General features: G+C 40.2%; 9 protein-coding genes. 5 read left to right on the top strand and 4 right to left on the bottom strand.

The window, feature by feature from the left end; translation table 11 throughout:
* Positions 1-103: 103 nt before the first annotated feature.
* From CXF78_RS07705 to CXF78_RS07695, 3 genes are all read left to right on the top strand, one after another.
* A complete protein-coding gene (locus CXF78_RS07705) occupies positions 104-562 on the top strand; it encodes a nuclear transport factor 2 family protein (RefSeq protein WP_102036442.1) in 459 nt (152 codons plus the stop codon).
* Between the two features lie 13 nt (positions 563-575).
* A complete protein-coding gene (locus CXF78_RS07700) occupies positions 576-1,025 on the top strand; it encodes a DUF1499 domain-containing protein (RefSeq protein WP_102036441.1) in 450 nt (149 codons plus the stop codon).
* Between the two features lie 222 nt (positions 1,026-1,247).
* Positions 1,248-1,439, top strand: a complete 192-nt coding sequence (locus CXF78_RS07695; protein WP_102036440.1) for a DUF3185 family protein — start codon at positions 1,248-1,250, stop codon at positions 1,437-1,439.
* A 219-nt stretch (positions 1,440-1,658) separates the two neighbouring features.
* Here CXF78_RS07695 and CXF78_RS07690 read toward each other — a convergent pair whose 3' ends face one another.
* The 4 genes from CXF78_RS07690 to CXF78_RS07675 all read right to left on the bottom strand — a co-directional run bounded on the left by CXF78_RS07690 (position 1,659) and on the right by CXF78_RS07675 (position 6,478).
* Positions 1,659-2,255 carry a 2-hydroxychromene-2-carboxylate isomerase gene (locus CXF78_RS07690; protein ID WP_102036439.1) on the bottom strand — a complete coding sequence of 199 codons (597 nt, stop codon included), beginning with the start codon at positions 2,253-2,255 and terminating at the stop codon, positions 1,659-1,661.
* Between the two features lie 469 nt (positions 2,256-2,724).
* The gene (locus tag CXF78_RS07685) at positions 2,725-4,488 is read right to left on the bottom strand and encodes a flotillin family protein (RefSeq protein WP_059745769.1); all 1,764 of its coding nucleotides are present in this window, start codon (positions 4,486-4,488) and stop codon (positions 2,725-2,727) included.
* A gap of 93 nt (positions 4,489-4,581) precedes the next feature.
* Positions 4,582-5,220, bottom strand: a complete 639-nt coding sequence (locus tag CXF78_RS07680; protein ID WP_059745770.1) for an OB-fold-containig protein — start codon at positions 5,218-5,220, stop codon at positions 4,582-4,584.
* Between the two features lie 385 nt (positions 5,221-5,605).
* Positions 5,606-6,478: an alpha/beta fold hydrolase gene (locus tag CXF78_RS07675; RefSeq protein ID WP_102036438.1), complete on the bottom strand. Its 873-nt coding sequence runs from the start codon at positions 6,476-6,478 to the stop codon at positions 5,606-5,608.
* Between the two features lie 224 nt (positions 6,479-6,702).
* Here CXF78_RS07675 and CXF78_RS07670 point away from each other — a divergent pair, with 224 nt between their 5' ends.
* Both CXF78_RS07670 and CXF78_RS07665 read left to right on the top strand, forming a co-directional pair.
* The gene (locus tag CXF78_RS07670) at positions 6,703-7,446 is read left to right on the top strand and encodes a hypothetical protein (RefSeq protein ID WP_102036437.1); all 744 of its coding nucleotides are present in this window, start codon (positions 6,703-6,705) and stop codon (positions 7,444-7,446) included.
* Positions 7,447-7,452: 6 nt separating this feature from the next.
* On the top strand, positions 7,453-8,573 hold a 1,121-nt coding region (locus tag CXF78_RS07665), incomplete at its 3' end, for a putative bifunctional diguanylate cyclase/phosphodiesterase (RefSeq protein WP_308302240.1).

Here is an 8,573-nt window from a genome sequence, read left to right as displayed (position 1 = left end):
TGTTAACCGTATTTGGCCGCCTATTTACAACACGCTTTGTGACTGAACCACTAAATCCGGCACTTTCACTAACCTTGTCACTAACCCATTAGGAATTGAAACGATGAAACAAATCTGCTTGGTTTTATTAGCTTTTTTCTCCATACCTGCATTGGCTGATGACGTGATGTTGGCTGACACGATGAAAGCGCTTGATACTGCGGTGTTTGACTCATTTAATCATTGTCAAAATCCGCAAGAGCTAGATAAGCACGCAAGCTTTTTTGCAGCTGATGTTGAGTTTTATCATGATAATGGTGGGGTAACGTGGGACCGTGACAGCATGATTGCAAATACTAAAAACAATGCATGTGGTCATTACACCCGAAAGCTGGTTGAGGGCTCTTTTAACGTCCACTCGATTAAAGATTTTGGTGCGATTACCGAAGGGGTACATATCTTTTGTCAAAATAAAACCAACCAATGTGAAGGTAAAGCTGACTTTGTCATGGTTTGGCGTAAAGTAGATGACAAATGGCAAATAACCCGAGTATTAAGTTACGGTCACCGAGAAAATAAATAAAAGGATATTAATAATGTACAAGCAAGTTTCAATTATTACATTCAGCATGATGCTGTTAATGGGTTGTTCTGGCACTGTGCCGACTTTGGGCATTAATGATGGCCAGTTAATGCCATGTCCTGAATCGCCAAATTGTGTCAATAGCCAACAATCAGTTGCAGATGAAGAACATGCAATACAACCGATTGAGTTCGTTGGCACACGCCAGCAAGCACAGGCAAAACTGTTGCACGTACTAAAGGCTGCTGAACGAGCAAATATCGTCGTGGTTGAGGATGATTATATCCGAGTAGAATTTACCTCGCAGATAATGCGTTTTGTTGATGATGTTGAGTTTTATTTCCCGTCAACAACATCTGATAACATTACCATCCATGTTAGATCCGCTTCACGTATCGGAGAGTCTGACTTTGGGGTTAACCGCGAGCGAATAGAACAGATTAGAAATAACGTCAAACTATAGTGACTATAAAAAGATCGATCAACGTAATAACAGGTTAGCTTGTGTCTGTTTCATTTTGCTAAAATGAAACAGATGGAAGCGACCACCCCCAGAGATTGCTCTGGGAGCTTGTATAAAGAGCCCTCATGAGTTTGGTTAGTTTCGGGTTATCTACTGCAACATTATCAACTGAACGTCATCAACGGTGGCATCACTGCCATCTCATCAAAGTCTGGAGTTAGCATGAATGGTAAAATTATTGGGATTGTACTTGTTATTGCGGGTATTTTTTTAGCGTTGTGGGGCTACAATATTTATGATGCAGCGAGTTCTCAAGTTACCCGCGCGATAAGCGGTGATACGCCTATTGAAGCCTGGGCTGGAATGGCCGGTGGTATTATTGCGGTTCTGATAGGTATTACAAAGTTGAAATAATGGATTGTGATTAAACGTTGATGTAAAAACATTCAACCATAATGGCTGCCAGCTGATGACTATTTATAAGTAACGTTATTGACTCCAAAAACCAAATTAATACCTGTAAACAGCAATTGATTATTGGTTTTTACTTTTGAACGTTCATTATTATTGGCATCGGTAAAGGTTGCAGTAAATAACCACTGCAACCTTATTTTAGACCTCACCTAAATAACGTTATCCAGCCAGCTTATCGTTAAGTAAATCGAGTCTATCTTGTCCCCAAAATGGCTCATTTTGATGCACATAGGTCGGCACTCCCAACACACCTTTTTCAATAGCATCTTCGGTATTAGATTCGTATATTGCTTCTATTTCGGCTGACAATGCTTGCTGCACAACACCGTCGGCATCTAGATTGAGTGAGGTTAATATTTGTCGGATAACCGCTTCGTCTGCAATGTTTTGATCTTTTGCCCAACATGCTGCCAGTACATTGGCAACAAACTCACTGACAGCTTGTTCAGCTTGCTGTAACACAATAGTACATCTGTCGGCCAAGCCTGGGTCTGCAGGGAAGAAAGCGGGCTGCAGATTAAGGGTTAATTTGCGCTTTGTTGACCAACGAGCTAACTCAATTAAACGATAGTCTTGCCTGGCTTGCAGGCGTTGTTTTACCGGTAACACACCTAATACTGCAAACAATTTTGGCAGTTTAATCGGCTTATAGTTGATAGCCGCTTTGTGCTGTTCAGCCAACGAGGTAAAGGTGTTATGGCCTAAATAGGCATAAGGTGAAAGGTTAGTAAAATAATAATCTATTGCTGTTGTCATGGTTCACATTACCTTTTTAGGCTTATTTGAGGGACTGAGTGATTACACAAGTGTATTTAGCTTATACCTAGCATTAACTGCTAATAGATAACAGGTAACAGGTAACGACCATAATACAATAATAACTAACAGATAAATTCTAAGTACTATTGCCTAAAGCCTGTCTTTTGGCCACTGAACACTTTACAACCAAGCTCATAATAAACTAACAATAAACCTTAAAGAATATTAAGTCTCTCTACGATTAAGACCATAATTTAATAAGGTAGAACTACATAAACCTGTTACAGGGCCAGCTGTTGTAACTCACTCTTTAGCATAAAAAAGTGTTTCACACTCTCGCTAAGTGACTGAGATTGAACATAGTCGGCATGACTCTGCTATAGAGTAATGCCGATAAATACAAAAAGTGCCAAAAGGCACTTTTTGTATTTTAAAGAGGCAAGATACCTCTTTAGCAACTTAGCATTTATTGCGCTGGATTAACGCCAGGGGTAACTTCATCCACACTAAAGTTCGTGTTGGCCGATTGAATGACATTAATCGCTTCAGATGTCAGTGCATTATTGCCTGTCAGTAGGTCATTTAAGTTACCAGACTCTGAATTAACTAAACCTAACTCTCGTAGCATGGCGTCAACCACGGGGGCATTAGCACGATAGTTTAATGCTGCAGTGGTGACTTGTTCTGCAATACCCCCCTGGGATTGGTTACCCTCGCCGTTACTCATTTGATTGCCCGTACCATAGCCTTGTAAAATCTTAATACCTTCAATTTTTTCAAGCGGTTTAACGGCTTGAGCAATAATATCTGGTAAGGCTTTTAATATCGCTAATGATCTTTGCAGTGCAATTTGTTCGTTGCTCAGTACGTTTTCAGCTTCGTACTGTGCCCGCTTACCCGCAGCTTCGACTGCATAGATTTTCTCATCGGCTGAGGCTTTTAGCATTTTAGCGTCTGCACTGGCACGCGCTTCAATTAAAATGGCGCTAGCTCTATCTTCCGCGGCAACTTTTTCTGATTCAGCTCGAACCGTAACGCCCACGGCCTCACGCTCAGCCTCTTTTCGGGCATCAATAACTTCAATGTCTTTACGACGATTAGCTTCAGCAGTTTGGCGCGCAGTAATAACCGCTTCTTCTTTTTCTACCTTGGTTTTTTCAGCTTCTGCAGCGCGAGCGCGAGCGGCTGACTCTTCTTCCGACTTAGCGGCTACCGCAATGCGTTTGTCTTGTTCAGATACTTCAATATCGCGTTGTTGCTGAATGCGTGACTGCTCAATAGACTTATACTTTTCAATTTCACGGGTTTCGATGTCTTTGGTTTTTTCAATTTCAGCCGTTTCAATTGCGCGCTCTTTGGCAATTTCTGCTTCACGTTCTTCGCGGGCTTTGTTTTCTTTTTGTTTAATGATTTCAGCTTTTTGATCGGCACGTTTAAATTCGAGTGACTGTTGCTGCGCGAGGCGAGCTTCTTCTTCCGACTTTTCGATTTCTAACGATTCTTTTTCTGCTTCAAGATTACGCTGTTCAATTTTAATGCGGTTTTCTTGTTGAATATCGTTGGTTTCTTTACGTTTTTCTTCAATAATTTTTGCTAGACGAGCACGACCTTCGGCATCAAATGCGTTATTTTCATTAAAAAATTGCAAGTCAGTTTGATCAAAACCCGTGAGCGACACAGATTCTAATTCTAGGCCGTTTTTCTCAAGGTCATTGGCGACATTGTTCTGCACTCGCTGGACAAAGTCTGCGCGCTGCTCATGCATTTCGGTCATGGTCATTTCAGCTGCAACGGTACGCAATACGTCGACAAACTTTGATTCCATTAATTTTTTAAGTTCTTCAACACGATTAGTGCGAGTACCTAACGTTTGCGCTGCCATTGAAATCCCTTCGGCATTTGGCGCAACACGTAAATAGAAGTCGGCTTTTACATCCACGCGCATTCTGTCTTTGGTGATCAGGGCATCTTTTTGATTTTTTTCAACTTCAATACGCAAGGTATTCATGTTGACCGAAATCGTTTCGTGCAGCACTGGCAGCACAATTGCGCCACCATCTTTAATGATTTTCTCACCGCCGAACCCGGTACGAACAAAAGCCATTTCTTTACTGGCTCGTTTGTACAGTTTGGCAAAAATAAGTCCAATAATAATCAATCCTAATACTGCTATGCCAGCAATGAGGAGGACAAAGCCGCTTCCTGAATCAAAGTTTGTTAACGTTTCCATTTAATTTCCTTTTAAATACAACTGTGTTTATCAAAAGTGTCATTGGAATGACATTTTTATTTTTAGGGTATATCTCAATAAGATATTTTTAGGTTAACTGAATCTGGTTGCTGTCCAGACTTTGCCTTGATGAGCGATGAGCACAACATCGACGCCAGGTAAAAATTCGACATCGTCGTGTTCTGGTTCAACTAACACGTAGTGTTTCTGCCCAAATGTGTCCCGAACCACCGCTTCTGTCGGCATGCCTTTTATTGCACGACCTTGGGTGATCTTGCCGACACAACCGCCAAGCGCATCAATTGATATTGCTGAGGTTTCGTTTTTAGGGAGAATATTGGCAATACCATTACCAATAAAGTGGCTTGAAAAAAACATTATGACTAACGCAACAGGTACGGTGATGATTTGGGGTAAGAAGCTGCCAAAAAGTTGTGAATAGCCAAAGTTAATCACATACCCTGCTATCGCAAAACTACTTAACGCTAATACAAACCAGATAAGTAACGGTAAGCGATTAAGACACAGCCAACCCAATATACCTGTCATACCGGTAACAGATACCGTGGTATCAACATCTGTATCTACATCGAATGAAAACCAATTATCAAGTGCACTAAATACACTTAAGCCTGCGATCATGGCGATGATTTCGAACATCCCCAATATGACCACAATGGCGAGCGCAATTGAAAAGGGTATATTTGCTTGAGCGACTAAAAAAGCCTGCATTGTTTCTCCATAAACCTAACGGGTTAAACTCCATTTGATTGTAAAATATCATGTTATTTTGCAGGAGGATATGAACGAATAAAGATTCCGGATACTTTTTGAGATGTAAACCTACTATTATGGATAAATCGGAACAATTTTGATTCGACAATACTCAAACAAAACCGCGCACATAAAGCAGTGATGCCATAATTGTTGAGAACAATCTAAAACGTAAGTTGAGTATTTTCTGCGCTTCGACACGACGTAAACACAAACGATACTGCAGACTAATGCAGTGACCTGAGGCCGTGTTATTTGTACGTAAGCTAGCTCATATTGCTAGCTCATATTGCTAGCTCATATTGCTATCTGATAATACCAACTCTTATTGCTTAGTTATTTGCTAAGTACGATTTAATCTAAACTGTAAATAGGCAGCGATAATGGCATTCGCGTCTTCGACTTGTGGGTAATGCCCCAACGTAGGCAGTTCGGTTACATCTGCATGAGGAATCAATTTCCGATAATGATCGATCATGTGTTGGCCCGAGATCGGATCTTTAGCCCCTGCGATCAACTTGATCGGTATTGTACTGTTGATAATCGCCCCAACCCAACGTTCGCGGTGTTGTTTACGCTGGGTGATATAGTTAATCAATTTATGCATTACCGCTAAGCCATTATTGTGGTTAAGCAGTTGCCATAAAGCGTCGATAACCTGTGGCGTAGGCGGTGTCGATGGTCCAAATATACGTTGTAAATTAGCAGCAAACTTTTGTTTGTTGATTAACTTAGACACCAGAGGTCCTAATGGAGACAGTAACAAGGTTTGAATGAGCAAAGGTTTGTGGGTTTCGGGAAACAAACCCCCATTAAGAAAACACACACTGTTAATACTCAATGTACTGTTGCCATCAAGTTGTCTTGCTAACAACTCTTGCGCGACCGTATCACCATAGTCATGGGCTAGAATATGATAATGGCTAACGCCAAACTGCTGTAAAACAGCTTCATAAATATCGGCTTGCTGACTGATTAAATAATCAACATTTTTGGGCTTGTCTGAAAATCCAAAGCCCAACATATCAAGAGTTACCACAAAATAGTGTTGAGTTAGCTCATGCCACATGCCTTCCCAATCCCAACTTGCGCTAGGGTAACCATGAATTAACAATAACGCTGGCGCCGTTCTATCACCCGCTTGGCGAGTAAAGATCTGCTGATCGTTAATAGACAAAAATTGCCCCTGCTGTTGCCACTCGCACAGTTGGATCATGACGATATTATCCGTTAAATAATGAGCTTAGATAACAGAATCACACATCATCTTCATATTGGCTAGTCTGTTTCTATGGAAGATGAGCCATAAAAAACAACTTTGTTACGTTTAAGTTAATGATAAATCGATACTTAAATTAGCCAGCATTTTTCGTTCCTTTAAATCATCACGAAAGTAGTATTTTTAAGCATTGGACGTATACTTATTGGTATTCCCTCACCATGACGGTAAAGCTATTAATGCAAACGCAGGTTGATGATCCACATGTTTTAAACGACCACCTAAAGTTGTTATACCAAAATGCGATTCCGGGCATTGCCATTACTATTTTAGCTTCGGCTGGACTAGCTTTTGGGTTTGCGGAACATTCGACAATTCATTATAAATTCATCTGGTGGTTATGTTTATCTGCGGTTGTTGGTTTTCGTATTATCGATACGGCTTTGTGGTTTCGGCGTGCTAATAAAGGTCTATTCAGTTGCCAAAATGACTTATATCGTTTTGGTGCCGGTGTATTATTAACTGCGTTTCTTTGGGCCTTTTATTGTGTTTATTTTTATAACAAATCGAGTATTGATGAGTTATTTTCTTCTCTAGTCATTGTGTCGGCAATGGCAGGCGGTGCCGCTACGGTATTATCTGGCAACAAGTTATTATCGCAAATTTATACTCTAATGTTATTAGCTCCCTTCTCGCTGCAAATGATACTTGGTGATAATCCTGCCCATCTGTTATTAGGCTGTTTAGGCTTAGCCTATGCTGCTGTTATGTTATCGGTTGCCAATGCTGCCGCTAATTTTACTAAAAATTCTATTATGTTACGTAATGAACATAATCAATTATTAAAAACCATGGAACACAAGGTTCAACAAAGAACCGAAAAAATTATCGAATTAAGCCAACACGACTCACTGACTCAATTACTCAATCGACGCTCATTTCTAGCCGCCGCCAAGCTACAGTGATCGCAAATAGAAACCGACAGTCAATATGCTATTTTCTTCCTTGATTTAGATGGTTTTAAACAGGTAAATGACAATTTTGGTCATCGGGTTGGTGATGAAGTACTAACCGAAGTGGTAAAGCGAATTAAACAAGCTTGCCAGCACGATGAAATAATCTGTCGTTGGGGTGGTGATGAATTTATTATTATGGCCCACCAAAGTCCTCTTTATCGTTTTGAAGATTTGGCTATCGCACTTAAAAAGCATATTAATCAGGCTATTATTACGACGCAGCATGTGATTAATATGGATTGCTCTATTGGCATTGCAATGTATCCTGAACACGGCCAATCAATATCAGATTTAATCAGCTTGGCCGATCTATCCATGTATAGCCGCAAAAGTGGCGGTACTGATGACTATGTGATGTTTAGTGGTGAGCTAGAGCAGAAAATAAAATATGAAATGCATTTGAGTAAAGGGATTGCCCAAGCTATTGCCGAGCAACAATTACGTTTGGTGTTTCAACCCATTATTGACTCCACTACGGGTGATATAGCCTCTGTTGAAGCGTTACTCCGATGGGAGTTTGAAGGCAATAATATTCCACCCGATGTGTTTATTCCGTTAGCAGAAAAAAATGGTGCTATTAAACGAATAGGTTACTGGGTACTTGAAGAGTCGGTGCGTCAGCTATCAGCGTTACATTTGTTAAAACCGCAATTAACAATGAGCATTAATGTATCGGTAATTCAATTTGAAGACATTGATTTTGTTAATAAAGCTGAGAAAATCCTTAACCAGTATCAAGTGAGCCCAAGTAAAGTGCATTTAGAAATTACTGAATCGGTTTTTTCGCAAGATAAGCTTAAATTAATCAATATGGTTAAAGCACTACAATTACTTGGTTTTATGATTTCTATTGATGATTTTGGCACTGGTTATTCGTCATTATCAGTGATCCAAGATTTACATGTTAATACCGTTAAAATCGACCGTTCTTTTATCAATAACCTTCACCTTCATGGCATTGATATTGTTAAAGCAGTAATGGTGATGTCTCATGGCCTTGGCTACCGTGTTGTTGCTGAAGGTGTTGAAAACCAGCAACAAGCCAACACACTTACAGCTTTAGGTATTCATTATTT

It is taken from the genome of Shewanella sp. 11B5, assembly GCF_002836795.1.
GTDB classification, from domain to species: domain Bacteria; phylum Pseudomonadota; class Gammaproteobacteria; order Enterobacterales; family Shewanellaceae; genus Shewanella; species Shewanella frigidimarina.
This window is presented reverse-complemented; position numbering and strand designations above follow the sequence as displayed.

Bases quoted from the DNA above. Each gene is read 5' to 3' on its own strand.
- CXF78_RS07705 (WP_102036442.1), top strand. From the start codon at position 104: ATGAAACAAATCTGCTTGGTTTTATTAGCTTTTTTCTCCATACCTGCA.
- CXF78_RS07700 (WP_102036441.1), top strand. From the start codon at position 576: ATGTACAAGCAAGTTTCAATTATTACATTCAGCATGATGCTGTTAATG.
- CXF78_RS07695 (WP_102036440.1), top strand. From the start codon at position 1,248: ATGAATGGTAAAATTATTGGGATTGTACTTGTTATTGCGGGTATTTTT.
- CXF78_RS07690 (WP_102036439.1), bottom strand. From the start codon at position 2,255: ATGACAACAGCAATAGATTATTATTTTACTAACCTTTCACCTTATGCC.
- CXF78_RS07685 (WP_059745769.1), bottom strand. From the start codon at position 4,488: ATGGAAACGTTAACAAACTTTGATTCAGGAAGCGGCTTTGTCCTCCTC.
- CXF78_RS07680 (WP_059745770.1), bottom strand. From the start codon at position 5,220: ATGCAGGCTTTTTTAGTCGCTCAAGCAAATATACCCTTTTCAATTGCG.
- CXF78_RS07675 (WP_102036438.1), bottom strand. From the start codon at position 6,478: ATGATCCAACTGTGCGAGTGGCAACAGCAGGGGCAATTTTTGTCTATT.
- CXF78_RS07670 (WP_102036437.1), top strand. From the start codon at position 6,703: ATGACGGTAAAGCTATTAATGCAAACGCAGGTTGATGATCCACATGTT.